The sequence below is a fragment of the Streptomyces sp. NPDC043952 genome, assembly GCF_056435325.1.
The window spans coordinates 47,702-72,528 of the sequence record NZ_JBWKES010000019.1 but is presented as its reverse complement, the minus strand read 5'-3'; the positions used below and the strand labels follow the sequence as shown (position 1 = coordinate 72,528).

Below are 24,827 nucleotides of genomic sequence, written 5' to 3'. Positions count from 1 at the left end.
TTAGAGGGCTACACCCGCCCGGTTCCCCCCGCGTCCGGAAGGTCCTCCTCCACCTCGGCCATCGCCGGGTCGAGGAGGCGGGAGAGGAAGTGCCGGGTGCGCTCGTGCCGCGGGGCGCCGATGACCTGCTCGGGGCGCCCGTCCTCCACGATCACCCCGCCGTCCATGAAGACGACCCGGTCGGCGACCTCGCGCGCGAAGCTCATCTCGTGGGTGACGACCATCATCGTCATGCCGTCCCGCGCGAGGGACCGCATCACCGCGAGCACGTCGCCGACCAGCTCGGGGTCGAGCGCCGAGGTCGGCTCGTCGAACAGCATCACCTCGGGGCCCATGGCGAGCGCGCGGGCGATGGCCACGCGCTGCTGCTGACCGCCGGAGAGCGCGGAGGGGTGGGCGTCGGCCTTCTCCGCGAGGCCCACGCGGGCCAGGTTCTCGGCGGCCACGCGCGCGGCCGTCGCCTTGTCCCGGCCCAGCACCCGGCGCTGCGGCAGGGTGAGGTTCCCGGTGACGCTGAGGTGCGGGAAGAGGTTGAACTGCTGGAAGACCATGCCGATCCGGCGGCGGACGGCGTCGATGTCGACGTCCGGGTCGGTGATCTCGGTGCCGCCGACGAAGACCTGCCCCCCGGTGGGCTCCTCCAGCAGGTTCACGCAGCGCAGCAGCGTGGACTTGCCGGAGCCGGACGGGCCGATGACGCAGACGACCTCGCCCTGGCCGATCTCCAGGTCGATGCCGCGCAGCACGTGGTTGTCGCCGAAGGACTTGTGCAGCCCCTGGACGCGGATCTCGGGGGTGGTCACCTGGTCTCCTTGAGGGCCTTGCGCTCCATGCGGCGCACGACGAGGCCGAGCGGGATCGTGATCAGCAGATAGCACAGGCCCGCGACCAGGATCGGCGTGGAGTTGGCGGTCTGGCTGGCCAGGTCGTTGCCGAACTTGGACAGTTCGCGCTGCTCCAGGGTGACCCCGAGGAACAGCACCAGCGAGGAGTCCTTGAACAGCTGGACGAGTTCGTTGGTCAGCGGCGGCAGGATGATGCGGAAGGCCTGCGGCAGGATGATCGAGACCATGGCCCGCGCGGGCGAGAACCCGAGCGAACGGGCCGCCTCCGTCTGCCCCTTGGGCACGGCCTGGATGCCGGCGCGGATGGTCTCGGCCATGTAGGCGGCGGAGACCAGGCCGAGCGCGACGGCGACCTTGCCGTAGGTGCCGCCCGGATACTGGACGGTCGGGAAGGCCAGCGGCACGCCGACGCCCACGAAGATGAAGATCAGCAGCGCGGGCAGGCCGCGGAAGATCTCGATGTAGATGCCGGCGAGCCAGCGGTAGGGGCCCACGGAGGACAGCCGCATCAGGGCGAGGACCATGGCGAGGGCCAGGCCGACGACGAACCCGGACAGCGTGTACAGCACGGTGTTCTTCAGGGCGACCGTGATGAGGTCGGGGAACAGCTGCTTGGCGATGCCGGGCTGTGCGAACTGGTTCTGGAGCCGCCCCCAGTCCGCGGTGAGCGCGAAGGCGATCACCGCGGCGGCGAGGAGGGCGTACTGGGCGCCGCGCGAGAGCTTGCGCTTCTGCGTGCGCGACAGCCCCGTGCGCTTCGGCTGGATGCCGGTGTCCGTGTCGGCCATGGGGTCAGGAACCGGCCGGGGAGGCGACGGAGGCGTCGTACGGGCCGATCCACTTCTCGTAGATCTTCTTGTAGGTGCCGTCCGCCTTGGCGTCCTTGAGGGCCTTGTTGATGGCGTTCAGCAGGGGCTTGTTGCCCTTCTTGACCGTGAAGCCGTACTGCTCGCCGGTCTTCAGGTTGTCGACGACCTTGAACTTGTCGGCGTTGGCCTTGTCCTTCAGCCAGCCCTGGACCACCGGGTAGTCGATGACGACGGCCTGGACCTGACCGGTGCGCAGGCCGTTGAGGACCGCGTCGGAGGAGGCGAAGGAGACCGGGTCGAGGCCCTTCTTCTTGGCGAAGTCCTCGCCGGTGGTCTGCGCCTGGGCGCCGATCTTCTTGCCCTTGGCGCCGGCCAGCGAACCGATGCCGCTGTTCTTGGCGACCAGCACGGCCTGGGTGGCCTCGAAGTACGGGTCGGAGAAGTCGACGTTCTTCGCGCGCTCGGGGGTGATGGTCATACCGGCGGCGGCCACGTCGCACTGGCCGGAGTTCAGGAAGGCGCCGGTCTTGAAGTTCTCGAACGGCGTGTCCACGATCTGCTGCTTGACGCCGAGGTCCTTGGCGACGAGGTCGATCAGGGAGACGTCGAAGCCCTGCACCTTGCCGCCGACCACCGACTGGAACGGCGGGTAGGGCAGGTGGGTGCAGGTGGTGAGCCGGCCGGCCTTGGCCAGGTGGACACCGCCCGCCACGGTCTGCCCGCTCCCCGAGCCGCCGGAGGAGCAGCCCGCCACGACGAGCACGAGGCCCGCGGTCGCGGTGGTGGCGGCCAGCAGGCGGGTCCGGCGTCCGAGGGGCGTTTTCATGGGGGAAGTCTCCTGAGGGGGGAAGGATAGGTTCCGATTATAAGGAAATGTTTGGGTATCTCAAACCAAACCCATGGCCTTGGGGGGCCTGGACCTAAGATCGGGGGGAGCAGACCGCTGCGACCCCCGCGAACCGCCCGACGAAGAGAGAGCACCGCCGTGACGCACCCCCTCCTCGACCTGCCCCCGCTGACCGCGCGGCGCTTCGCCGCCATCGAGGACCGGGTGGCCCGGCTGCTGGACACCCGGCAGGACGTGCTGATCACCCAGGGCGAGGCGCTGCTGCCGCTGGAGGGCGCGATCCGCGCCGCCGCCGGTCCGGGCACGGTGGCGCTGAACGTGATCACCGGCCCCTACGGGCAGACCTTCGGCGACTGGCTGCGGGACGCGGGCGCGACCGTGTACGACCTCGCGGTCCCCTTCCACACGGCGGTGCGGGCGGAGCAGATCCGTGCCGCGTTCGCCGAGCACCCGGAGATCGACTTCGTCTCGCTGGTGCACGCGGAGGCGGCGACCGGCAACACCAACCCGGTCGCGGAGATCGGCGCGGCGGTACGGGAGCAGGGCGCGCTGTTCTATCTGGACGCGGTCGCCTCGGTGGGCGCGGAGCCGGTGCTGCCGGACGCGTGGGGCGTGGACCTGTGTGTGATCGGCGCGCAGAAGGCGATGGGCGGCCCGGCGGGCGTGTCGGCGATCTCGGTGAGCGAGCGGGCCTGGGCCCGGATGGCGGCGAACCCGAACGCGCCGCGCCGCTCCTACCTCTCGCTGCTGGACTGGAAGGAGCGCTGGCTGGACGCCGGCCGCACGGCGCTGCCGCACGCCCCGGCGCAGCTGGAGATGCTGGCGCTGGACGCCTGTCTGGAGCGGATCGAGGAGGCCGGTCCGGACGCGGTGATGGCCCGCCACTGGCGTGCGGCCGAGGCGACGCGGGCGGGGGCGCTGGCCCTCGGCGGCGGCCTGGAGCCGTACGTCCACGACGCCGCGGACGCCGCCCCGGTCGCCACTACCCTGCGCGTCCCGCCGTCGCTGACGGCCTCCGCTCTGGTCGCCGCCGCGCTGGCCGCCGATCCCGCGCTCCCGCTGGCCGCGGGCGGCGGCGCCCTGGCCAAGGAGATGATCCGGGTCAACCACTACGGCCCCGACGCCACCGAGTCCGCCGTCCAGGCCGCGCTGGCCGCCCTGGGCACGGCCCTCGCCGCACAGGGCGCCACGGTGGACCCGGCCGCCGCGCGCCGGGCCGCGGAGCAGCCCTGGCGCTGACCGCCACCAGGTCCCGGCGACGGCCCGTGCCCCGAGGCGCGGGCCGTTGTCGTACCCGGCTGCCATGCTGCCCCCATGACCACCGATCACACTCCGCACCCCGCACCCGCCGTGCGGCCCCCGGCCCTGCCCGACGGCCGCCCGGTCCCCCTGCCGACCGGCCCCGAGCGCCCCATGCTGGAGAGCTGGCTGGACTTCCACCGGGCCACGCTGGAGCTGAAGTGCCGCGGCCTGTCCGACGGGCAGGCGCGGACCGCCTCGGCCGAGCCCTCGGAGCTGACCCTGCTGGGCCTGGTGCAACACCTCGCGGAGGTCGAGCGGACCTGGTTCCAGCGGGTGCTGGCCGGGCTCGATGTGCCGCCGGTGTTCGAGGAGGAGTCGGGTTACGCCCTGGACCCGGCGCGCGGGCTGGACGAGGCGCTGGCCGTCTGGCACCGGGAGATCGCGCGCGGCCGCGAGCTGTGCGCCGGGCGGCCACTGGAGGCCACCGGACGGATCGCCGACGGGCCGATGGCGGGGGCGGAGGTCAGTGTGCGGTGGGTGCTGATCCACCTCGTCGAGGAGTACGCCCGGCACAACGGACACGCGGACATTCTCCGTGAACGAATCGACGGTGTCACCGGAGCCTGAATTCAATTTAGTTTCACAATTCCCGCCAATTTCCCGGATGGCAGCTTCCCATAGTCTTCTGCCCGCTTTTTGCGAGGCTAAACGGGGCAGTTTTCCGGGAGGTTTCCGACGGTTTCGACGGTGTGACACACTCCACAGGGCGGGCGTTTTGCCCCACTTTGCCGTGGGGCAATCCGGGCATCTTGTACCACGCGTCGAATTATGCCTCAGTCACGGTCGTGCATTTCTTAATTCACCTCGCTAAATTCGTGCCGCATGACTGCCGCACCCGCAGACCTACTCATAGACCGACCGGCAACAGCCGACGGCGCCGCGCTCTGGCGCCTCGCCAAAGACTCCGGAAAGCTCGACCTCAACTCGTCCTACAGCTATCTGCTGTGGTGCCGGGACTTCGCCGGCACCTCGGCGGTGGCGCGTGGTGCGGACGGCACGCCCGTCGGATTCGTCACCGGCTACGTGCGGCCCGACCGCCCGGACACCCTGCTCGTCTGGCAGGTCGCCGTGGACCCCGCGTACCGCGGTCACGGCATCGCCGCCGCCCTGCTGGACGGACTGACCGCGCGGCTCGCCGCCGAGCGCGGAGTCACCGGCGTCGAGACCACCATCACGCCCGGCAACACCGCATCCGAGCGGCTGTTCACCTCGTTCGCCGAGCGGCACGGCGCGCACCTCACCCGCGAGGTGCTGTTCCCCGCCGAGCTGTTCCCTGACGGCCCGCACGACAGTGAAGTCCTGTACCGCATCGGCCCGTTGACCGATTCCCCCGCCCACTGAGGAGCGCATCACCGTGACCATCACCCAGCCCGACCTCAGCGTCTTCGAGACCCTCGAATCCGAGGTGCGCAGCTACTGCCGCGGCTGGCCCACCGTGTTCGACCGCGCGCAGGGCAGCCGGATGTACGACGAGGACGGCCATGCCTACCTCGACTTCTTCGCCGGTGCCGGATCACTCAACTACGGCCACAACAACCCGGTGCTCAAACGGGCGCTGATCGATTATCTGTCGCGGGACGGGGTCACCCACGGCCTGGACATGTCGACCACGGCCAAGCGCTCGTTCCTCCAGACCTTCCAGGACCTGGTGCTGCGCCCGCGCGACCTGCCGTACAAGGTCATGTTCCCCGGCCCGACCGGCACCAACGCCGTGGAGTCGGCGCTGAAGCTGGCCCGGAAGGTGAAGGGCCGCGAGGCCATCGTGTCCTTCACCAACGCCTTCCACGGCATGTCCCTGGGCTCGCTCGCGGTGACCGGCAACGCCTTCAAGCGGGCCGGCGCCGGCGTCCCGCTGGTGCACGGCACCCCGATGCCGTTCGACAACTACTTCGACGGGACCGTCCCGGACTTCCTGTGGTTCGAGCGGCTGCTGGAGGATCAGGGCTCCGGTCTGAACAAGCCGGCCGCGGTGATCGTGGAGACCGTGCAGGGCGAGGGCGGCATCAACGTGGCCCGGCCCGAGTGGCTGCGCGCGCTCAAGGAGCTGTGCGAGCGGCAGGACATGCTGCTGATCGTCGACGACATCCAGATGGGCTGCGGCCGTACCGGCGCCTTCTTCTCCTTCGAGGAGTCCGGGATCACCCCGGACATCGTCACGGTGTCGAAGTCCATCAGCGGCTACGGCCTGCCGATGTCGCTGTGCCTGTTCAAGCCCGAGCTGGACGTCTGGGAGCCGGGCGAGCACAACGGCACCTTCCGTGGCAACAACCCCGCGTTCGTCACCGCCGCCGCAGCCCTGGAGACCTACTGGACCGACGGCTCGGCCATGGAGAAGCAGACCCGCACCCGCGGCGAGCAGGTCGAGCAGGCGCTGATCTCCATCACCGAGGAGAACCTCGCCGACGTCAAGGAGTACCGCGGGCGCGGGCTGGTGTGGGGCTTGGAGTTCCACGACAAGGACCGCGCCGGACGCATCGCGCGGCGGGCCTTCGAACTGGGGCTGCTCATCGAGACCTCGGGACCGGAGAGCGAGGTCGTCAAGCTGCTGCCGGCCCTGACCATCACCCCCGACGAGCTGGACGAGGGTCTGAGCATGCTCGCCCGCGCCGTGCGGGAAACCACCTGAACCACCTGAACCACCTGAACCACCTGAAGCAGTCCGTCTGACCGCAACGTCCGACCAGGAGGAAGCACCACCGTGATCGTCCGATCGTTCAAGGACATCGAAGGCACCGACCGGCACGTCAAGTCCAAGTCGGGCACCTGGGAGAGCAAGCGCATCGTCCTGGCCAAGGAGCGGGTCGGCTTCTCCGTGCACGAGACCATCCTGTACGCGGGGACCGAGACGCACATGTGGTACGCGAACCACATCGAGGCCGTCGTCTGCACCAAGGGCGAGGCCGAGCTGACCGACCGCGAGACCGGGAAGACGTACACCATCACGCCCGGCACCATGTACCTCCTGGACGGGCACGAGCGGCACACGCTGCGTGTCAAGGAGGACTTCCACTGCGTCTGCGTGTTCAACCCGCCCGTGACCGGGCGGGAGGACCACGACGAGAACGGCGTCTACCCGCTGCTCACCGAGCCCGAGCCCGAGGAGGTGTGAGGAATCATGACCACCGCCACCGTGAAGGACCTCTACCCGACCCGCGGCGCCACCGAGGTGACCGTCCCCCGCCAGGACCCCGTGCTGTGGGGTGCCCCGGACACTCCGGGGCCGATCGCGGCGGCCGAGCTCCAGTCGTACGAGCGTGACGGCTTCCTCGCCGTCGACCAGCTGATCGGGCCCGACGAGGTCGAGGTCTACCGGCAGGAGCTGGACCGGCTGGTCACCGACCCGGCGATCCGCTTCGACGAGCGCTCCATCGTGGAGCCGTCGTCCCAGGAGATCCGCTCGGTCTTCGAGGTGCACCGGATCAGCGAGGTGTTCGCGGGCCTGGTGCGCGACGAGCGCGTGGTCGGCCGGGCCCGCCAGATCCTCGGCTCGGACGTGTACGTCCACCAGTCGCGGATCAACGTCAAGCCGGGCTTCGGCGCGAGCGGCTTCTACTGGCACTCGGACTTCGAGACCTGGCACGCCGAGGACGGTCTGCCGAACATGCGCACGGTGTCCGTCTCGATCGCGCTGACCGAGAACTACGACACCAACGGCGGTCTGATGATCATGCCGGGGTCGCACAAGACGTTCCTGGGCTGCGCCGGCGAGACGCCCAAGGACAACTACAAGAAGTCGCTCCAGATGCAGGACGCGGGCACCCCGTCCGACGAGGCGCTCACCGAGCTGGCGGGCGAGTACGGCATCAAGCTGTTCACCGGCAAGCCGGGCTCGGCCACCTGGTTCGACTGCAACTGCATGCATGGCTCCGGCGACAACATCACGCCGTTCCCGCGCAGCAACGTCTTCATCGTGTTCAACAGCGTGGAGAACGCGGCGGTGGAGCCGTTCGCCGCGCCGGTGCGCCGGCCGGAGTTCATCGGCGCGCGCGACTTCACCCCGGTGCGGTAGGCGCTCCCGATCACCGGGCCGGGCCTTCACGTGTGGGACGGGAGGCCCGGCCCGGTCATGTCACGGGGGGCCTATCCGGCCAGCGCGTCGAGCAGCCGGTCCACGTCCGCCGCCGTGTTGTACAGGTGGAAGGACGCGCGCAGATTGCCCGCCCGGTCGGACACCTGGATGCCGGCGCGGCCCAACTCGGCCTGCCTCGCGCCGAGTCCGGGCACGGAGACGATCGCCGAGCCGGGCGCGGGCAGCGGCTCCTGCCCCAGCCGGGCGAGTCCGTCCCTGAAGCGGTCGGCGAGCGCCAGGTCGTGCGCGTGGACGGCGGCCACGCCCAGCTCCTCGATCAGGGTGAGCGAGGAGTACACCCCGCTGTAGGTGAACAGGCCGGGGCTGACGTCGAACCGGCGGGCGGAGCGGGCGAGTTCGGCGACCGGGCCGTAGCAGCTGTCCCAGGGGTGCTCGGCCGCGACCCAGCCCGCGAGCAGCGGGGTCAGCCCGCCGAGGGCCTCGGGGACGACGAGGAACGCGGCGCCGTGCGGGCCGAGCAGCCACTTGAAGGTGGTGGTGACGGTGTAGTCGTAGCCGTCCGCCTCGATGGGCAGCCAGCCGGCGGCCTGGGAGAAGTCCACGTAGGTGCGCGCGCCGTGGGCGCGGGCCGCGGCGCGCAGGGCGGGCAGGTCGGCGATCCGGCCGTCGGCGGACTGCGCGGCGCTGACCGCGACCAGCGCGGTGCCGGGGCGCACGGACTCGGCGAGCCGCTCCAGCGGTACGGCGCGCACCTTGAGGTCGCCGCGCACGTGGAAGGGGTTCACCACGGAGGTGAAGTCGTCCTCGGCGGTGAGGACTTCGGCGCCCGCGGGCAGGGAGGCCGCGATCAGGCCGGTCTGCGCCGCGACCGAGGGACCGGCCGCCACCCGGCTCACCGGGACGCCGGCCAGGCGGGCGAAGGCGGCGCGGGCGCGTTCGACGTCCTCGAACAGCGGGTCCAGCGGACGGCCCGCGGCCCGGATCGCCATCGCCTTCTGGAGCGCGGTGAGGGTACGGGCCGGGAGCAGACCGCTGGTCGCGGTGTTCAGGTAGGTGTTCTCCGGGCGGAACTCGGCGCGGACGAGGCTCTCGAAGGTCTCCATGAGCCCACTGTGCGGCTCGGGAAGGTCCCCGTCCATCGCGTCTTGCTACGGGAACGGGCCAAGGGCTGCTTATACGACCGCACCGAGCTGGGGTTTCGTACCCCGCCCGGTCAGCCCTTCGGCGGCACCGCGCATCCGTCCGGCCCGCAGGCCGCGGCGTCGCCCTGATCGACCGGCTTCAGCGGGGCACGCTCGCCCCAGGCCTGGCCGAGCGCCTGGGTGAAGACCTCGGCGGGCTGGGCGCCGGAGACGCCGTACTTCCGGTCGAGCACGAAGAAGGGGACGCCGTTCGCGCCCAGCTCGGCGGCCTCGCGCTCGTCCTCGCGCACGGCGTCGGCGTATGCCCGCGGGTCGGCGAGCACCGCGCGCGCCTCGGCCGCGTCGAGCCCGGCCTCGGTAGCCAGTTCGACCAGCCGCTCGTCGCCCTCGGCGAAGACGGACCGCTCCTCGGCGAAGTTGGCCCGGTACAGGACCTGGAGCAGCGCGTCCTGCCGGCCGCGGTCCTTGGCCAGGTGCAGCAGGCGGTGCATGTCGAAGGTGTTGCCGTGGTCGCGGCCTCGGGTGCGGTAGTCCAGGCCCTCGGCGGCGGCCTGGGCGCCGAGGTTGTCCTCGCCGGCCTCGGCCTGCGCCTCGCTCATGCCGTACTTCCTGGTCAGCATGGTGAGCACGGACTCGACATCGCCCTTGGCGCGGCCGGGGTCCAGCTCGAAGGAGCGGTGCACCACCTCGACGTCCTCCCGGTGCGGGAAGGCGGCGAGCGCCTTCTCGAAGCGGGCCTTGCCCACGTAGCACCAGGGGCAGGCGATGTCGCTCCAGATCTCGACGCGCATGTCTTCGGCTCTTTCCAGGTCGTACGGGTACGGAGGCGATCTCCGCCAAGTACGTGAACATTCAAATGCCGCGGCTCATTCCCCGGAGGGCACGGTGTACTGCAGAAACAGGTGGTGGTCCCCCGCGGCGGGCGGGTTCACCGGGTCCGGCACCCAGCCCAGCCGGGCGTAGAAGCCCTGGGCCCGCAGGTTGTCCACGTGCACGTCGAGCACCGCCGTACGCCGCCCGCCACTCCCCCACGCATGCCGCGTGCAGCACCGTACCGATGCCGCCCCGCCAGTGATACGAAGAACGCGCGCGCAGGTGCAGCGCGGTGATGGTCTCGGCCTCGGCGGGCAGCGCGGGGCGGATCTTCAGGGTGTTTCCGGGTTCGCTGGTCATGGGGCGGGGGACGCCGTGCCCGTGTCGGTGATTCCCGGAGGTTCTTTACACTGAACGCCGTCTGCGAGGCTGGACGTTCTGGCTCGGAGGCGACGGATCTCGGTCCTCGTCGAAGCGGAGGGGTCAAGGGCGATGACGGCAGGCGACGCAGGCGGGGCGCAGGTCAAGTCCGCGGTACGGACGGTCGAGCTGCTGGAGTACTTCGCCGGCCGCCCCGGCATGCACTCCCTCGCGGCCGTGCAGGAGGCCGTCGGCTACCCCAAGTCCAGCCTGTACATGTTGCTGCGCACGCTGGTCGAGCTGGGCTGGGTGGAGACGGACGCGACGGGCACGCGGTACGGCATCGGGGTGCGGGCGCTGCTCGTGGGCACCTCGTACATCGACGGCGACGAGGTGGTGGCCGCCGCCCGGCCGGCCCTGGACCGGCTGGCCGAGGACACCACCGAGACCATCCACCTGGCCCGGCTCGACGGCACCAGCGTGGTCTACCTCGCCACCCGCCCCTCCCAGCACTACCTGCGCCCCTTCACCCGCGTCGGGCGCCGCCTCCCCGCCCACTCCACCTCCCTCGGCAAGGCGATCCTCGCCACGTACCCCGACGACCAGGTGCGCGCGCTGCTGCCGCCGGAGCTGCCCGCGCTCACCGAGCACACCGTCACCGACCGGGAGCGGCTGATCGAGGAGCTGCGCCGGGTGCGGGAGCAGGGCTTCGCCGTCGACCGCGAGGAGAACACGGTGGGGCTGCGCTGCTTCGGCGTCGCGCTCCCGTACCGCACCCCCGCCCGCGACGCCGTCAGCTGCTCGGTGCCGGTGGCCCGGCTGACCCCCGCCCGTGAACAGGCGATCAGAAACGCGCTGTTCGAGGCCCGCGACCGGCTGGCCCTGGCCACGCGCAGGCTCTGAGCGCGGGACGCGCCCGGACGGCGGGCCGGGCGCGGCGGGCCCCGGCGCGGCGGTCGTACCGCCGTAGTCTCGGGCACCATGGAGATCGCGCTGCGGACCGTTCGCGACGAGGACCTGCCGCTGTTCTTCCGGCACATGACCGACCCGGTGGCCCTGCGGATGGCAGCGTTCGGCCCCCCGGACCCGGCCGACCGGCACGCCTTCGAGGCCCGGTTCAAACGGATCCGCGCGTCCTGCGACGTCCTGCGCACGGTGGTGGCCGACGGGCGGGTGGCCGGCAGCGCGGCGGTCTACGGGGAGCCCGGCGAGCGCGAGGTGACGTACTGGATCGACCGCGCCTACTGGGGCCGGGGCGTGGCGACGGCCGCGCTGTGCGCCCTGCTCGCCGAGGTCCCCGAGCGGCCGCTCTACGCGCGGGCGGCGGCCGACAACGCCGCCTCGCTGCGGGTGCTGGCCAAGTGCGGCTTCCGCGAGTCCGTCCGGGCACGGGGCTTCGCCAACGGCCGGGGCGCGGAGATCGAGGAGATCGTGCTCGTCCTGGACGCGTAAGAACGGGATGAACGGGGGTGCTTGGGATGAACGGGACATGAGAAATACGGCCGCCGGGGAACGTTCGTGCCCTTCCCGGTCGTCTTCCGTGCGGGATGAACGGGATGAACAAGACGATCAGGCGAGCCTCCGTCTTCACACTGCTGCTCGTGATCGCCCTGCTGGCCAGGGCGACCTGGGTGCAGTTCTACGACGGCAAGGCCCTCGCGGACGACACGAACAACCGGCGCAACGCGATCGAGACGTACTCGCGGCCGCTCGGGAACATCATCGTGGCCGGAAACGCCATCACCGGCTCGGCCCGGACCAAGGGAGGCGACCTCGCCTACAAGCGCACGTACAAGGACGGCAAGCTGTACGCGGCGGTGACCGGCTACGCCTCGCAGGCGTACGCGCCCACCCAGCTGGAGGGCATCTACGCGGATCTGCTCAACGGCACGGATCCGGGCCTGAAGACGGTGATGGACACCCTCACCGGTGAGCGCGCCGACCCCGGCGACGTGATCACCACCATCGACCCGGCGGTGCAGAAGGCCGCCTATGAGGCGCTCGGCGACAAGAAGGGCGGGGCCGTCGCCATCGACCCGAAGACCGGCCGCATCCTGGCCGCGGTCTCGACACCGTCGTACGACCCCTCGGCCCTCACCGACGCGAACACCGCCGGCGGCGCCTGGAAGCGGCTGAACGCGGACCCGGACAAGCCGCTGACCAACCGCGCGCTGCGCCAGCCGCTGCCGCCCGGCTCGACGTTCAAGCTGGTCGTGGCCTCGGCCGCGCTGGAGAGCGGGCTGTACAAGAGCGTGGACGAGCACACCGACAGCCCCGACCCGTACCGGCTGCCGGGCACGGTGACCGACATGCACAACGAGAACCGCTCGGCGCCGTGCCGCAACGCCCCGATCCGGGTGGCGCTCCAGTACTCCTGCAACAACGTCTTCGCCAAGATGGCCGTCGATCTCGGCCAGGACAAGGTGCGGGCGATGGCGGAGAAGTACGGCTTCAACGACGACCACCAGGACGTGCCGGTGCGCGCCTACACGAGCGTGTACCCGAAGGACATGAACGCGTCCTCGACCGCGCTGACCGGCATCGGGCAGTACAACGTCACCGCGACCCCGCTCCAGATGGCCATGGTCTCCGCGGCCATCGCCAACGGCGGCGAGCTGCCCTCGCCGCACATGGTGTCCCGGACCGTGGACAGCGGCGGCGACGTGGTGCACGACTACGACGCCGACACCGGCTCCAAGCGGATCATCAGCGCCCGGACCGCGGCCCAGCTCCAGTCCGCCATGGAGACGGTGGTCAAGGACGGCACCGGCACCAACGCGCTGATCGACGGCGTGACCGTCGGCGGCAAGACCGGCACCGCGCAGCACGGCGAGAACAACAGCAAGACGCCGTACGCCTGGTTCACCTCGTTCGGCAAGTCCGACAGCACCGGCAAGGAGGTGGCCGTCGCGGTGATGGTCGAGCAGTCGGACGCGGCGCGCTCGGAGGTCAGCGGCAACGGGCTGGCGGCGCCGGTGGCGCGGGCGATGATGGCGGCGGCGCTGAAGAAGTGAGCGCGGGCGCACCGGTGCCGGACGGGCACCGGTGCGCCGGCCTCCGGCAAAGGTCCGGGAGACCTCAGCCGACGAAGTACGTGGGGTTCGGCAGCTTGTACGTACGGCCGGAGTAGCCGCCGTCCAGGTCCGAGTACTGGTCGCCGAAGTCGGCGATGATCCGGTAGCCGAGGTCCTTCTCGATGTGCTCGCGGGTACCGGCCTTGTACTGGACGGTCGTGCACGTCCAGGTGCCCGGCGTGGCGCAGTCCTTCAGGTAGGCCGGCGGGTTGGCCGAGTCCTTGAGGAACATGTGGGCGGCGTCCAGGTTGACGTCGGCGCCGACCTTCTTCAGGTTGGTGACCGCGGCCGCGCGCTGGGCCTCGGTGAGACCGGAGTTGTAGAAGACCGTGACGCCCTTGGCCGCGGCGTACCGCACCAGCTCGGGGCTGCCGAAGACGGCGGGCCGGTTGGCCTGGTTGACGTAGTCGTTCCAGGTGGCCGAGTTGTAGCCGTAGTTGTTGCGCTTCTCGTAGTCGAGGCTCAGCAGCAGCGTGTCGTCGATGTCGAACATGACGGCCGGCTTCTGGTGGTGCGCACGCGCGGTACGGGCGGCCCGGTCGATGTACTTCCTGGCGTCCGCGTCGATCCGCGCCAGGTCCTTGGCGTACGGGCTGGTCGGCGACGCCTGGTAGACGCCGTTGCTGTCGGCGGTCGTGCCGTAGTAGGTGTCGATGTCCTTCGTCAGGAGCCCGATGTTGTAGGGCTCGTGCGTGGAGTTGGCCGTCGACTGACCGGCCGTGGCCGCGCCCGCGCCGTACAGGGCGGCACCGGCGACGACACAGGCGGCGCCGGCGGCGGCCGCTCTGAGGGACTTCCGCATGGATTCTCCGGATCTGGTGGCTAGAGTGATTGACCAGGTCACGGACTGTCTACGCGCATAACTAGCGGTACCGCGAGGCCTGTTATCCGATCGATACGGACGCCTTTTTCCAGCCACGTCCGGGCGCCGCTCCGGAACGCCGGGTTCCGGGGCGCGGACCGGGACATCTCGGGCCGACCGCTACCCGGCCGCGCCACGACGACCTGCGCCCCTGGTCCAAACGGGCGGCTCCGTCAGTGCGCCGCCAGCGCCTCGCGCACCGCCGTGAGGTCCCCGTCCGAGGCCAACCCGGCGTGATACAAACGCAGTTCGGTGGCTCCGGCCGACCGTGCGCGGGCCGCGTCCGCCGCGAGGGTGCGGGGGCTGCCGCCCATCCCGGAGACCACGGTGAAGTTGGCGGCCAGCACATGCCGTTCGCCCGCATGCGCGGCGAAGGGCGCGAGGAGGTCCGTGCCCGCGGTGCAGGGGACCACGACGCCGTCGGCCACGGAGAGGATGTGGGCGGGATCGACGCCCGCGTTCGCGCCGCAGTGCTCGGGGACGGGGTCGGCGTGCAGCAGGACCTGGAACCCGGCGGGCGCGGCGGCGCGTACGGCGGCCACGGCCCGCTCCTGGAGGGTGCGGGCGGCCGTGTTCCGCCAGGCCCGGACGGTGGCGGCCCGCTCCTCGCCGAGCAGTTCCGCCACCATCGGCAGCCCGCGGTCGGCCGCCGCGCCCCGCCACAGCGGCTCCAGCGCCGCCCGCACGGCCGAGGCCAACTCCCCGGCGTCCAGGCCGTGTTCGCCGTAGCCCGTGCGGCAGGAGGGGCAGAAGCACAGGGACATCAGGTACTCCCCGGCCTCGCCCAGGGGCACGCCGGAGATCTTGTCGTGGGCGTGCAGGTGCGGCAGTCCGTACCAGCCGAGCGACTCCAGCTCGGTGCCCCGCGCGCCGGGGCGTACGGCGGCCTCGGCGGCGAGGTCGGTGAGGTAGGCGCGGGTGGCCTCCTGGGCGATGCAGGGCGCCCAGGGGTAGCGGTCACCGTAGGCGTTGACGACGGAGGTGTCCGGATGGTCCGCGCCCAGGCGGGAGTTGTGGGCGAGGACGACCCAGGTGTGGACGGCGAGACCGGCGTCGGCGAGCGCCCGCGCGGCCTCGCCGTGGGCGTCGCCGGGGGCCCAGCGGCCGGCCGGGCGGGGGCGCAGCGCGCGGCCGGTCCAGCGGTCGCCCGGCGGGTAGAGGACGGCCGCGTGCTCGGCGGTGACGATGCGGTGGCGGGGGTGGCGCGGGGTCAGGGCGCGGGTGGAGTGGTAGGCGGCGGCGAGGGTCACCTGCTCGACGCCGAGCCCGGCGATGCGGGCGGGGGCGTCGGGGTCCCCGTTGACGTCCCAGGGGTAGACGAACGCGGCGGCCTTCACCCGGACTCCTCCAGCGTACATTCTTGTGACCGTCGTCCATATTCATGAACGGCCTCACGCTAGGGGCCCCGCGGGGGAGGGTCAAGGACGATGAACTCCGGTCCCGCGCACGGCCCCTGACCCGAAGGAGACCGAGGATGCCCGCACCCCGTACCGTCCTGCTCACCGGTGCCGCCGGCCGGATCGGCACCCTGATGCGCTCCCTGCTGCCCCAGTACGGCTACACCCTGCGCCTGTTCGACGTCCGGCCCGTCGCGGACGCGCCGGACGCGATCACCGCCGGCCTCGGGGACACGGAGGCGCTGCGCGAGGCGGTGCGGGGCGTGGACGCGGTGCTGCATCTGGCGGGCATCTCGCTGGAGGCGCCCTTCGAGAAGATCCTGAGGTCGAACATCGAGGGCACGTACCGCCTGTACGAGGCCGCGCGCGAGGCCGGCGTGCCCCGGATCGTGTTCGCCTCCTCCAACCACGCCGTCGGCTTCACCCCGGTACCGCGCCCCGGCGAGCCGCGGATCCCGGTCGGCACCCCGCACCGCCCGGACACCTTCTACGGCCTGTCGAAGTCCTTCGGCGAGGACCTGGCCCAGCTCTACTGGGACAAACACGGCCTGGAGACCGTCTCGGTACGCATCGGCTCCTGCTTCCCGGAGCCGGACAGCGTGCGCGGCCTGTCCATCTGGCTCAGCCCGGCCGACGGCGCCCGCCTCTTCCACGCGGCCCTGACCGCCGAGGGCGTCGGCCACACCGTGGTCTACGGCTCCTCCGCCAACACCCGCCTGTGGTGGGACCTGAGCAGCGCGCGGGCCCTCGGCTACGAGCCGCGGGACGACTCGGAGCCGTACGCCGCGAAGCTCCTCGCCGAGCAGGACGAGCCGGGCGCCGCCGGCCCACTCGATCCCGCCGACTCCGCCGGCCCCGCCGAGCGGCTGCTGGGGGGCCGCTTCATCACCGACCCGCCGGTCTGGCCGTACTGAGCCGCACGCAACCGCACGGAACCGCACCGAGCCGCACCACGCCGTACCGAGCCACACGGCACCACACCGCGCCGAGCCGTACCGCGGCCGTACCCCGCCGTGCCGATACGGACGTACGGGCGCCGAACGGGCCCGTAGGCCGCCGTATACGGGCACGCGGGCCGCCCGTTTCCCCTCCGGCCCGCGCCGCCGCGCAGGTCCGCGGCGGGCACCGCGCCCGGCAAACGGGCCCAAGCGGGCAGCATCGGCCGGGCAACAAGCCTGGTCAGGGCGGCGGACCGGCGGTACAACTTCCCCCATGGGCCCGAACGGGCAGTTCCGCGGGGAGGCGGGTGACGAGATGACCGGAACGGCGGAGGAACGCCGCCGCGAGATCGTGCGGGCCGCGCGGGCCACCGGCGCGGTCGATGTCACCGCGCTCGCCGCCCGGCTGGGCGTGGCCAAGGAGACCGTCCGGCGCGACCTGCGCGCCCTGGAGGACCACGGGCTGATCCGCCGCACCCATGGCGGGGCCTACCCGGTGGAGAGCGCCGGCTTCGAGACCACGCTGGCGTTCCGGGCCACCAGCCAGGTGCCCGAGAAGCGCCGGATCGCCGCCGCGGCGGCCGAGTTGCTGGGCGACGCCGAGACCGTCTTCGTCGACGAGGGCTTCACCCCCCAGCTCATCGCCGAAGCCCTGCCCAGGGACCGGCCGCTGACCGTGGTCACCGCGTCCCTGCCGGTCGCGGGCGCCCTCGCCGGGACGGACCACATCCAGGTGCTGCTCCTCGGCGGCCGGGTGCGGGCCGGCACGCTGGCCACCGTGGACCACTGGGCGACGACGATGCTGTCCGGCTTCGTCCTCGACCTCGCTTACGTCGGCGCCAACGGCATCTCCCGCGAACACGGCCTGACCACGCCCGATCCGGCGGTCGGCGAGGTCAAGGCGCGGGCGCTGCGGGCGGCGCGGCGCGCCGTGTTCGCGGGCGTGCACACCAAGTTCGGCGCGGCGAGCTTCTGCCGGTTCGCGGACGTCGGCGCGCTGGAGGCGATCGTGACCAGCACCCTGCTCCCCGCGGCCGAGGCCCACCGCTACGCCCTGCTGGGCCCGCAGGTCATCCGGGTCTGAGATCCCCGAACCCCGTCCCACCCATGGGCATGCCCGCCCACCGAACACCCCTTATCTCCCCATACATCCAGGAGTGATCCATGCGCACCCCGAGCCGACGGAGGCCACGAGCCGTGCTCGTCCTGGCCGCCGCAGGGACGCTGCTCACCCCCCTGCTGTCCGGCTGCTGGGTCGGCGCGGGCGGCGGCGGATCCGGCGGCGACTCGATCAACGTACTGATGGTCAACAACCCCCAGATGGTGGAGCTCCAGAAGCTCACCGCCTCGCACTTCACCAAGGAGACCGGCATCAAGGTGAACTTCACCGTGCTGCCGGAGAACGACGTCCGCGACAAGATCAGCCAGGACTTCGCCAACCAGGCGGGCCAGTACGACGTCGCCACCCTCTCCAACTACGAGATCCCGATCTACGCCCGCAACGGCTGGCTGCGCCCGATGGACGCCTACGTGGCGAAGGACCCGTCGTACGACGAGAAGGACATCCTCGCGCCGATGCGCCAGTCCCTCACCGGCGACGACGGCAAGCTCTACGGGCAGCCCTTCTACGGCGAGTCGTCCTTCCTGATGTACCGCAAGGACGTGTTCGCGGCGAAGGGCCTGACCATGCCCGCCCACCCCACCTGGCAGCAGGTGGCCGACCTCGCCGCGAAGGTGGACGGCGCGAAGCCCGGCATGCGGGGCATCTGCCTGCGCGGGCTGCCCGGCTGGGGCGAGATGGCGGCGCCGCTGACCACGGTCGTGAACACCTTCGGCGGCACCTGGTTCGACAAGGACTGGAAGGCCCGGCTGGACTCGCCCGCCTTCGAGAAGGCGACGAAGTTCTACGTCGGCCTGGTCCGCGCGCACGGCGAGTCCGGGGCCGCGCAGTCCGGGTTCGCCGAGTGCCTGAACGACATGACGCAGGGCAAGGTCGCCATGTGGTACGACGCCACCTCCGCGGCCGGCTCCCTGGAGGCGAAGGGCTCCCCGGTGAAGGGCAAGCTCGGCTACGCCCCCGCCCCCGTCGAGCGGACCGCGTCCTCCGGCTGGCTCTACACCTGGGCCTGGGGCATCCAGCACGCCTCCCACAACCCCGACAAGGCATGGAAGTTCGTCTCCTGGGCGTCGGGCAAGGAGTACGAACAGCTGGTCGGCGAGACCAGCGGCTGGCCGGACGTGCCCGCGGGCAAACGGGCTTCGACGTACGAGAACGCCGACTACCGGCAATCGGCCGCCGCCTTCCAGGAGATGACCCGCCGGGCCATCGAGAGCAGCCGCCCGAACGACCCCGGTGTGCAGCCGCGGCCCGCGCCCGGCATCCAGTTCGTCGACATCCCCGAGTTCACCGACCTCGGCACCAGGGTCTCCCAGGAGATCAGCGCGGCCATCGCCGGACGCCAGTCGGTCGACACGGCCCTGAAGAAGTCCCAGCAGCTCGCCGAGAAGATCTCCAAGGAGTACGAGGGACGATGACCACCACCACCGCCCCCGGCGTGGCCGCCCCCGCCCGGCCGCTGAAACGGCCCCCGGCCCGGCTGCGCGCCTGGGCCATCCGGGCCCCGCTGCTCCCCGCCCTCGTCTTCATGATCGCGGTCACCCAACTGCCGTTCGTGGCCACGCTGGTGATCTCGTTCTTCGACTGGAACGCCCTCTACCCCAAGGCCCGCCGCTTCACCGGCCTCGCCAACTACCGCCAGGTGCTCACCGACGCGGACCTGCGCCACTCGGTGTGGACGACCGTGCTGCTCACGGTGGCCGTGGTGCTGGCCAGCCTGGTGCTGGGACTGCTCCTCGCCCTGCTCCTGGACCGGCGCTTCCCCGGCCGGGGCGTCGTCCGCACCCTGCTGATCGCGCCCTTCCTGGTGGTCCCGGTGGCCGCCGCGCTGCTGTGGAAACACGTGCTCTACAACCCCGAGTACGGCCTGCTCAACGGGCTGCTGCACTACGTGGGCGGCCCCCAGCCGGACTGGATCTCGCGCACCCCGCTGCTCGCGGTGGAGGCGTCCCTGGTGTGGCAGTGGACGCCGTTCATGATGCTGATCCTGCTGGCCGGGCTGCAGAGCCGGGACCGGGAGCAGATCGAGGCGGCTCGGGTGGACGGCGCGGGCGACTGGCAGATCTTCCGCCATCTCACCCTGCCCCACCTGCGCCGCTACCTCGAACTGGGCGCGCTGCTCGGCTCGATCTACATCGTGCAGAACTTCGACGCGGTGTTCACCCTCACCTCCGGGGGCCTCGGCACGGCGAACCTGCCGTACACCGTCTACCAGAGCTTCTACCAGGCGCACGAGAACGGTCTCGCCTCGGCCGCGGGGGTCCTGGTCGTCATCGGCTCGCTCGTCATCGCGACCTTCGCGCTGCGCGTGGTCTCGTCCCTGTTCCGTGAGGAGGTGGCCCGCTCATGACCGCGCTGAAACGCCACGGTCCGGGCCTCGTGGCCTGGCTGGCCGGCATCGTGTTCTTCCTGCCCATCGCCTGGATGGCGCTGACGTCCTTCCACTCCGAGCAGGACGCGGCGACCAACCCGCCGTCCTTCGGCGCCGCCCTCACCCTGGACGGCTACCGCGAGTTCTTCGGCGTCGGCGGCGGGGCGAGCCCCTGGCCCGCGCTGATCAACTCCGGTGTGGCGTCGGTGGTTTCCACGCTGTGCGTGCTGCTGCTCGCGCTGCCCGCCGCCTACGCGCTGTCGATCCGGCCGGTGCGCAAGTGGACGGACGTGCTGTTCTTCTTCCTGTCCACGAAGATGCTCCCGGCCGTCGCGGGGCTGCTGCCGATCTACCTGTTCGCCAAGGACACCGGGACGCTGGACAACATCTGGCTGCTGGTCGTCCTCTACACCGCGATGAACCTGCCGATCGCGGTGTGGATGATGCAGTCCTTCCTCGCCGAGGTGCCGGTCGCGGTCATCGAGGCGGCGCGGGTGGACGGCGCCCGGCTGCCGACGATCCTCGCCCGTGTCGTCGCCCCCATCGCGCTGCCCGGCATCGCGGCGACGGCGCTGATCTGCTTCATCTTCAGCTGGAACGAGCTGCTGTTCGCCCGTGTGCTCACCGGCGTGGTCGCCGAGACCGCGCCCGTCTTCCTGACCGGCTTCATCACCAGCCAGGGCCTGTTCCTGGCCAAGGTGTGCGCCGCGTCGCTCGTCATCTCCCTGCCGGTGCTCGCCGCGGGGTTCGCCGCCCAGGACAAGCTGGTCCAGGGCCTGTCGTTGGGAGCCGTGAAATGAAGGCCGCCGTCATCGAGTCACTGGGCCGTGCCGTCGTCACCGAGGTCCCCGACCCGGCGCCGGGACCCCGCGAGGTCGTCGTCGAGGTCGCCGCGTGCGGGTTGTGCGGCACCGATCTGCACATCCTCCAGGGCGAGTTCGCGCCCAAGCTGCCGATCGTGCCGGGCCATGAGTTCGCCGGCACGGTGGTCGCCACCGGCGCTCAGGTCACCGAGGTGACGACCGGCGACCGGGTGGCCGTCGACCCGTCCCTGTACTGCTACGAGTGCCGCTACTGCCGCAACGGCCACAACAACCTGTGCGAACGCTGGGCCGCGATCGGCGTGACCACGGCCGGCGGGGCGGCGCAGTACGCCGTCGCCCCCGTCGCCAACTGCGTCAAGCTGCCCGAGCACGTACGCACCGAGGACGCGGCCCTGATCGAACCGCTGTCCTGCGCGGTGCGCGGCTACGACGTGCTGCGCTCCCGGCTCGGCGCCCACGTCCTGATCTACGGCTCCGGGACCATGGGCCTGATGATGCTGGAGCTGGCCAAGCGCACCGGCGCGGCCAGCGTGGACATGGTGGACCTGAACCCGGCCCGCCTGGACACGGCCCGGCTGCTCGGCGTCTCGGGCGCGGCGGCCGGCGCGGACGAACTCGACCGGCCGGGCGGCTGGGACGTGGTGGTGGACGCGACGGGCAACGCGGCGGCGATCCAGGACGGTCTGGGCCGGGTGGCGAAGGCGGGCACGTTCCTCCAGTTCGGGGTCGCCGACTACGCCACCCGCGTGCAGATCGACCCGTACCGCATCTACAACCAGGAGATCACGATCACCGGTTCGATGGCGGTGCTGCACAGCTACGAGCGGGCGGCGGAACTCTTCGCGGGCGGCGTCCTCGACCCGGACGTCTTCATCAGCGACCGGCTCCCGCTGGAGCGGTACCCGCAGGCGCTGGAGCAGTTCGCGGCGGGGGTGGGACGGAAGATCGTCGTCGTGCCGTGATGGTCGTGCCGTGCGGGTGTGCCCTGGGCGACGGGTGACGCCGGTGGTAAGGGAACGGTAAAGCGGTTTCGTTCGTTACCCCCCACATGACAGCTATGACCCCTGGCTCGAACGTTCCGCTCTCCGCCGCGCGCATCACGGTGGACGTGGCCGCTCCGGTGCGGCTGGACGTCTCGGGCCTGCTGCTCACGGGCGACGGCAAGGTGCGCTCGGACGACGACTTCATCTTCTACAACCAGCCGTCCGGACCGGGTGTGGCCTACCGGTCCGGCGGCGGTACCGCGCCCGACGCGATCACGGTCGACACCGCGGCCGTGCCGCCGGACATCGAGAAGATCGTGGTCACGGCCAGCCCGGACGCGGCCGGCCAGACCTTCCAGGGCATCGAGCCGACGGCCACGATCCGCGACGCGGACGGCGGCGCGGTGCTGGCCACGTTCACCCCGCCGCAGCTCGGCACCGAGACCGCGCTCGTGGTCGTGGAGATCTACCGCCGCGGCGGCCAGTGGAAGGCCCGCGCGGTCGGCCAGGGGTACGCGAACGGGCTCGCGGGCATCGCGACGGACTTCGGCGTCACGGTGGAGGAACCGGCGGCGGCTCCGGCGGCGCCGCAGCAGCCGGTGGCTCCCCCGCCGCCGGTGGCACCGCCGGTGGCCCCGCCGGTGCCCGCCGTGCCGCCGGCTGCTCCCCCGGCTGCGGCCCCGGCTCCGGGCGCGGGGAAGATCAGCCTGGACAAGGGCCGGGTCAGCCTCCAGAAGAACCAGACGGTGTCGCTGGTCAAGGGCGGCCGGCCGCTGCTCTCCCAGGTGCGGATGGGCCTCGGCTGGGAGCCGGCGTTCCGCGGCGGCGACATCGACCTCGACGCCTCCGTCATCGCCTACGGCCCGCAGCGCAACCACATCGACAGCTGCTACTTCGGCAAGCTCACCATCCTCAAGGGCGCGGTCAAGCACTCCGGCGACAACCTCACGGGCGAGGGCGCGGGCGACGACGAGGTGATCGTGGTCGACCTCGGCCGCATCCCCCAGGAGGTCACCGGACTCGTCTTCACGGTCAACTCCTTCACCGGCCAGAAGTTCACCGACGTCGCCAAGGCGTACTGCCGCCTGGTGGACGCCGCGACGGAGGAGGAGCTGGTCCGCTTCGACCTCACTCAGGCCGAACCCCAGACCGGCGTGATGATGGCCAAGCTGGTCCGGCAGTTCTCGGGCGAGTGGGAGATGACCGCGATCGGCGACTTCGTGAAGGCGCGGACGGTCCGCAACATGGTGGACCCGGCGGCGAAGGCCCTCTGACGCCGGGCGTGGGGGCGCCGGGGCCGCTCGCGCGGCTCCCCGCGCCCCTCCGGGCCGCTACTGCCAGGGCCAGCGCGCGTCCCGCGCCGCCTCCAGCAGCGGGATCATCCGGAAGGCGGAGTCCGACAGACCGCCGAAGGTGTGCCGGTGGGCGGAGCCGGAGGGCCCGTGACCGGCGCGGTAGCCCTCCAGGTTCCAGGTGTAGACCGGCACGTCCGCGGGGATCTGGTCCGCCGGCTCGCCGTGGCGGTCCCCGGCGTACTGCTCGTCGGTGACGATCACCACCCGGTCGTGGCCGCGGTAGTGCCGCCGGATCGCCCCGGTGGTGTCCGTGCCCCCGAGGTCCCCGAACCGCTCCAGGACCCTGAGCACGGACTCCCCGCGCCGGAAGGCGACCTGCGCGCTCGTCGATCCGAACTCCACCAGGTCCGCGGACGCGGCCCGCACCGCCAGTGCCGTGCCGAAGACCGCCGCCGCGTCGGCGCGGGTCAGCCGGGAACCGGTCCCGGACGCCGCCCAGAACATGGACCCGGACCGGTCGACCAGGACGAGCGTGCGCCCCGGCAGCGCGGGCACGTTCGCCAGCGAGTGGCCGAGCGCCCGCTCCAGCGGGTACGCCCACCGCAGCGAGGGCGCGTGCTGGTACGCGGCGAGGTAGCGGAAGGGGAACTGCCGCGAGCGCGCCACCTCTTCGGGGTCGCTGATCCGGGCCGCGACCCGCTCGGCCACGGAGTCGGACACCCCCGCCTCGTCGAAGTTGCGGAGGTTGCGCACGAGCGCCATCGCGCCCATGGACGGGATCACCGCCTCCCAGGCCGCCTTGTCCAGCGGGCCCTGGAGCCAGCCGGCCAGCGCCTCCCAGGTGATCCCGGCCGCCGCGAGCCGCTCGGCGCCGTCCGGTGAGGTGACGACCGCCCGCCGCTCGGCGACCGGCAGCGCCATCAGCTCACGGCGGGCGGTGAGCATGGGCAGCGCGGCCGGCGGCACTGCCGTCTCCGGGTGGTGGCGCCGGTCGAGCGCGTACCGGAACAGCTCGCCCTGCCAGGGCTTGTCCGGGTCCGGCGAGGCGTGCACGAGGTTGAGGATGTCGCCGAAGCGGTAGCCCTTGGACGCGGTGTCGTACTTCAGCAGCGCCTTGGGGTGGTACAGCCGCCGTACGGCGTCCGCGATCCCCCGCTTGACGGGCTTGGGCACGGCGCGGCCGTACCGCGACACCCAGTAGGCGAGCAACTCGCCCGGTTCGTCGGGCCGTTGCAGTACGTGGTCCACGACCTGCCGGCCGGCGGGTCCGCCGGTCGCGCCCGCGGTCAGCCGCGCGTGCACGTACTCGGCGGCGCCCACGATGGACGCCGTACGCATGTTGCCCTCGCCGCGCAGCCAGCGCAGCAGTCCGGCGGTCCACTCGGGGTCGCGCACGGCGAGGTCGCGCACGAGCCGGGCGAAGCGGTCGTCGCGGTCCTCGCCGGACTCGTAGAAGGTGTCCTGCGAGACGAGATGGGAGACGGCGAGGAGGAAGAGTTCCGAACGCGCGTCGCGCTCGCGGCCGTCGGCGCCCTCGTGGGTGCGCAGGGTGCGGCCGGTCGTGGTCACCGCGGAGCGCGGCTGCGCCTTGACGGCACGCGTGTTGAATCGCGCCATGGTGAATTCCCCCGAATTCCGACACCCTCGGGTGCGTGAAAGAAGTGCGGTGTCCAGAGATCAAGGGCGGCTGAACCGACGGCTGGCGCTCTGCCACTGAGCTACCCGGCACCGAGTGCCGATGGCGGGAGTCGAACCCGCGGCCTCCACCTCGAAGAAAGGAAGTAGGTCCTGCCTGTCGCACCTGGACAGGCAGCACTC

At 71.7% G+C, this 24,827-nt stretch carries 25 protein-coding genes; 16 read left to right on the top strand and 9 right to left on the bottom strand.

The annotated features are described in order from the left end of the window. Nucleotides 1-8: 8 nt before the first annotated feature. From AC069R_RS22110 to AC069R_RS22100, 3 genes are read right to left on the bottom strand one after another with little or no spacing between them, the layout of a single operon-like run. Complete coding sequence (locus tag AC069R_RS22110; protein WP_478768520.1) at nt 9-803, bottom strand: amino acid ABC transporter ATP-binding protein; 795 nt, start codon at nt 801-803, stop codon at nt 9-11. Further along, nucleotides 800-1,633 carry an amino acid ABC transporter permease gene (locus tag AC069R_RS22105; RefSeq protein ID WP_478768519.1) on the bottom strand — a complete coding sequence of 278 codons (834 nt, stop codon included), beginning with the start codon at nt 1,631-1,633 and terminating at the stop codon, nt 800-802. The genes AC069R_RS22110 and AC069R_RS22105 overlap by 4 nt, the downstream gene beginning before the upstream one ends. A gap of 4 nt (nt 1,634-1,637) precedes the next feature. After that, entirely contained in the window at nt 1,638-2,480 is an 843-nt protein-coding gene (locus AC069R_RS22100) for a basic amino acid ABC transporter substrate-binding protein (protein ID WP_478768518.1), read from the bottom strand. A gap of 159 nt (nt 2,481-2,639) precedes the next feature. Between AC069R_RS22100 and AC069R_RS22095 the strand changes: the two genes are divergently transcribed. The 6 genes from AC069R_RS22095 (at nt 2,640) to thpD (ending at nt 7,812) form a co-directional block, all read left to right on the top strand. Beyond that, a complete protein-coding gene (locus AC069R_RS22095) occupies nt 2,640-3,740 on the top strand; it encodes a pyridoxal-phosphate-dependent aminotransferase family protein (protein WP_478768517.1) in 1,101 nt (366 codons plus the stop codon). Nucleotides 3,741-3,815: 75 nt separating this feature from the next. Beyond that, nucleotides 3,816-4,370, top strand: a complete 555-nt coding sequence (locus AC069R_RS22090; protein WP_478768516.1) for a DinB family protein — start codon at nt 3,816-3,818, stop codon at nt 4,368-4,370. Between the two features lie 255 nt (nt 4,371-4,625). Further along, nucleotides 4,626-5,144 carry a diaminobutyrate acetyltransferase gene (gene ectA / locus AC069R_RS22085; protein WP_478768515.1) on the top strand — a complete coding sequence of 173 codons (519 nt, stop codon included), beginning with the start codon at nt 4,626-4,628 and terminating at the stop codon, nt 5,142-5,144. Between the two features lie 13 nt (nt 5,145-5,157). Further along, the gene (gene ectB / locus AC069R_RS22080) at nt 5,158-6,429 is read left to right on the top strand and encodes a diaminobutyrate--2-oxoglutarate transaminase (RefSeq protein ID WP_478768514.1); all 1,272 of its coding nucleotides are present in this window, start codon (nt 5,158-5,160) and stop codon (nt 6,427-6,429) included. 72 nt (nt 6,430-6,501) lie between these two features. Next, the gene (locus AC069R_RS22075; RefSeq protein ID WP_397986574.1) at nt 6,502-6,912 is read left to right on the top strand and encodes an ectoine synthase; all 411 of its coding nucleotides are present in this window, start codon (nt 6,502-6,504) and stop codon (nt 6,910-6,912) included. A 6-nt stretch (nt 6,913-6,918) separates the two neighbouring features. Beyond that, a complete protein-coding gene (gene thpD / locus AC069R_RS22070) occupies nt 6,919-7,812 on the top strand; it encodes an ectoine hydroxylase (RefSeq protein WP_478768513.1) in 894 nt (297 codons plus the stop codon). 71 nt (nt 7,813-7,883) lie between these two features. Here the strand turns inward: thpD and AC069R_RS22065 are convergent, their stop codons facing one another. The 3 genes from AC069R_RS22065 to AC069R_RS22055 form a co-directional block, all read right to left on the bottom strand. Next, nucleotides 7,884-8,936, bottom strand: coding sequence for an aminotransferase class V-fold PLP-dependent enzyme (locus AC069R_RS22065; RefSeq protein ID WP_478768512.1), 1,053 nt, complete (start codon nt 8,934-8,936; stop codon nt 7,884-7,886). Nucleotides 8,937-9,046: 110 nt separating this feature from the next. Continuing rightward, complete coding sequence (locus AC069R_RS22060; RefSeq protein ID WP_478768511.1) at nt 9,047-9,766, bottom strand: DsbA family oxidoreductase; 720 nt, start codon at nt 9,764-9,766, stop codon at nt 9,047-9,049. 75 nt (nt 9,767-9,841) lie between these two features. After that, complete coding sequence (locus tag AC069R_RS22055; RefSeq protein WP_478768510.1) at nt 9,842-9,970, bottom strand: N-acetyltransferase; 129 nt, start codon at nt 9,968-9,970, stop codon at nt 9,842-9,844. 310 nt (nt 9,971-10,280) lie between these two features. Here AC069R_RS22055 and AC069R_RS22050 point away from each other — a divergent pair, with 310 nt between their 5' ends. From AC069R_RS22050 to AC069R_RS22040, 3 genes are all read left to right on the top strand, one after another. Beyond that, nucleotides 10,281-11,051 carry an IclR family transcriptional regulator gene (locus tag AC069R_RS22050; protein ID WP_478768509.1) on the top strand — a complete coding sequence of 257 codons (771 nt, stop codon included), beginning with the start codon at nt 10,281-10,283 and terminating at the stop codon, nt 11,049-11,051. Nucleotides 11,052-11,129: 78 nt separating this feature from the next. After that, the gene (locus tag AC069R_RS22045) at nt 11,130-11,600 is read left to right on the top strand and encodes a GNAT family N-acetyltransferase (protein ID WP_478768508.1); all 471 of its coding nucleotides are present in this window, start codon (nt 11,130-11,132) and stop codon (nt 11,598-11,600) included. A gap of 104 nt (nt 11,601-11,704) precedes the next feature. Next, nucleotides 11,705-13,162: a peptidoglycan D,D-transpeptidase FtsI family protein gene (locus AC069R_RS22040; protein ID WP_478768507.1), complete on the top strand. Its 1,458-nt coding sequence runs from the start codon at nt 11,705-11,707 to the stop codon at nt 13,160-13,162. A 64-nt stretch (nt 13,163-13,226) separates the two neighbouring features. Here the strand turns inward: AC069R_RS22040 and AC069R_RS22035 are convergent, their stop codons facing one another. Together AC069R_RS22035 and AC069R_RS22030 are read right to left on the bottom strand one after the other, a co-directional pair. After that, complete coding sequence (locus AC069R_RS22035; RefSeq protein ID WP_478768506.1) at nt 13,227-14,024, bottom strand: HAD family acid phosphatase; 798 nt, start codon at nt 14,022-14,024, stop codon at nt 13,227-13,229. 233 nt (nt 14,025-14,257) lie between these two features. Beyond that, nucleotides 14,258-15,421 carry a hypothetical protein gene (locus AC069R_RS22030; RefSeq protein ID WP_478768581.1) on the bottom strand — a complete coding sequence of 388 codons (1,164 nt, stop codon included), beginning with the start codon at nt 15,419-15,421 and terminating at the stop codon, nt 14,258-14,260. Between the two features lie 137 nt (nt 15,422-15,558). Here AC069R_RS22030 and AC069R_RS22025 point away from each other — a divergent pair, with 137 nt between their 5' ends. The 7 genes from AC069R_RS22025 (at nt 15,559) to AC069R_RS21995 (ending at nt 22,988) form a co-directional block, all read left to right on the top strand. Next, nucleotides 15,559-16,395 carry an NAD-dependent epimerase/dehydratase family protein gene (locus AC069R_RS22025; RefSeq protein WP_478768505.1) on the top strand — a complete coding sequence of 279 codons (837 nt, stop codon included), beginning with the start codon at nt 15,559-15,561 and terminating at the stop codon, nt 16,393-16,395. Nucleotides 16,396-16,735: 340 nt separating this feature from the next. Continuing rightward, nucleotides 16,736-17,503, top strand: a complete 768-nt coding sequence (locus AC069R_RS22020) for a DeoR/GlpR family DNA-binding transcription regulator (RefSeq protein ID WP_478768580.1) — start codon at nt 16,736-16,738, stop codon at nt 17,501-17,503. An 80-nt stretch (nt 17,504-17,583) separates the two neighbouring features. After that, the gene (locus AC069R_RS22015) at nt 17,584-18,954 is read left to right on the top strand and encodes an ABC transporter substrate-binding protein (protein WP_478768504.1); all 1,371 of its coding nucleotides are present in this window, start codon (nt 17,584-17,586) and stop codon (nt 18,952-18,954) included. Further along, on the top strand, nt 18,951-19,886 hold the full coding sequence (locus AC069R_RS22010; RefSeq protein WP_478768503.1) for a carbohydrate ABC transporter permease: 936 nt from the start codon (nt 18,951-18,953) through the stop codon (nt 19,884-19,886). The genes AC069R_RS22015 and AC069R_RS22010 overlap by 4 nt, the downstream gene beginning before the upstream one ends. After that, nucleotides 19,883-20,707 carry a carbohydrate ABC transporter permease gene (locus tag AC069R_RS22005; RefSeq protein ID WP_478768502.1) on the top strand — a complete coding sequence of 275 codons (825 nt, stop codon included), beginning with the start codon at nt 19,883-19,885 and terminating at the stop codon, nt 20,705-20,707. The genes AC069R_RS22010 and AC069R_RS22005 overlap by 4 nt, the downstream gene beginning before the upstream one ends. Continuing rightward, nucleotides 20,704-21,693, top strand: coding sequence for a zinc-dependent alcohol dehydrogenase family protein (locus AC069R_RS22000; RefSeq protein WP_478768501.1), 990 nt, complete (start codon nt 20,704-20,706; stop codon nt 21,691-21,693). Before AC069R_RS22005 ends, AC069R_RS22000 begins: the two co-directional genes overlap by 4 nt. 95 nt (nt 21,694-21,788) lie before the next feature. Beyond that, nucleotides 21,789-22,988 (top strand): TerD family protein, encoded by a 1,200-nt coding sequence (locus AC069R_RS21995; protein WP_478768500.1) that lies wholly within the window; start codon nt 21,789-21,791, stop codon nt 22,986-22,988. A 57-nt stretch (nt 22,989-23,045) separates the two neighbouring features. Here AC069R_RS21995 and AC069R_RS21990 read toward each other — a convergent pair whose 3' ends face one another. Next, complete coding sequence (locus AC069R_RS21990) at nt 23,046-24,626, bottom strand: TROVE domain-containing protein (protein ID WP_478768499.1); 1,581 nt, start codon at nt 24,624-24,626, stop codon at nt 23,046-23,048. Nucleotides 24,627-24,827: the final 201 nt, after the last annotated feature.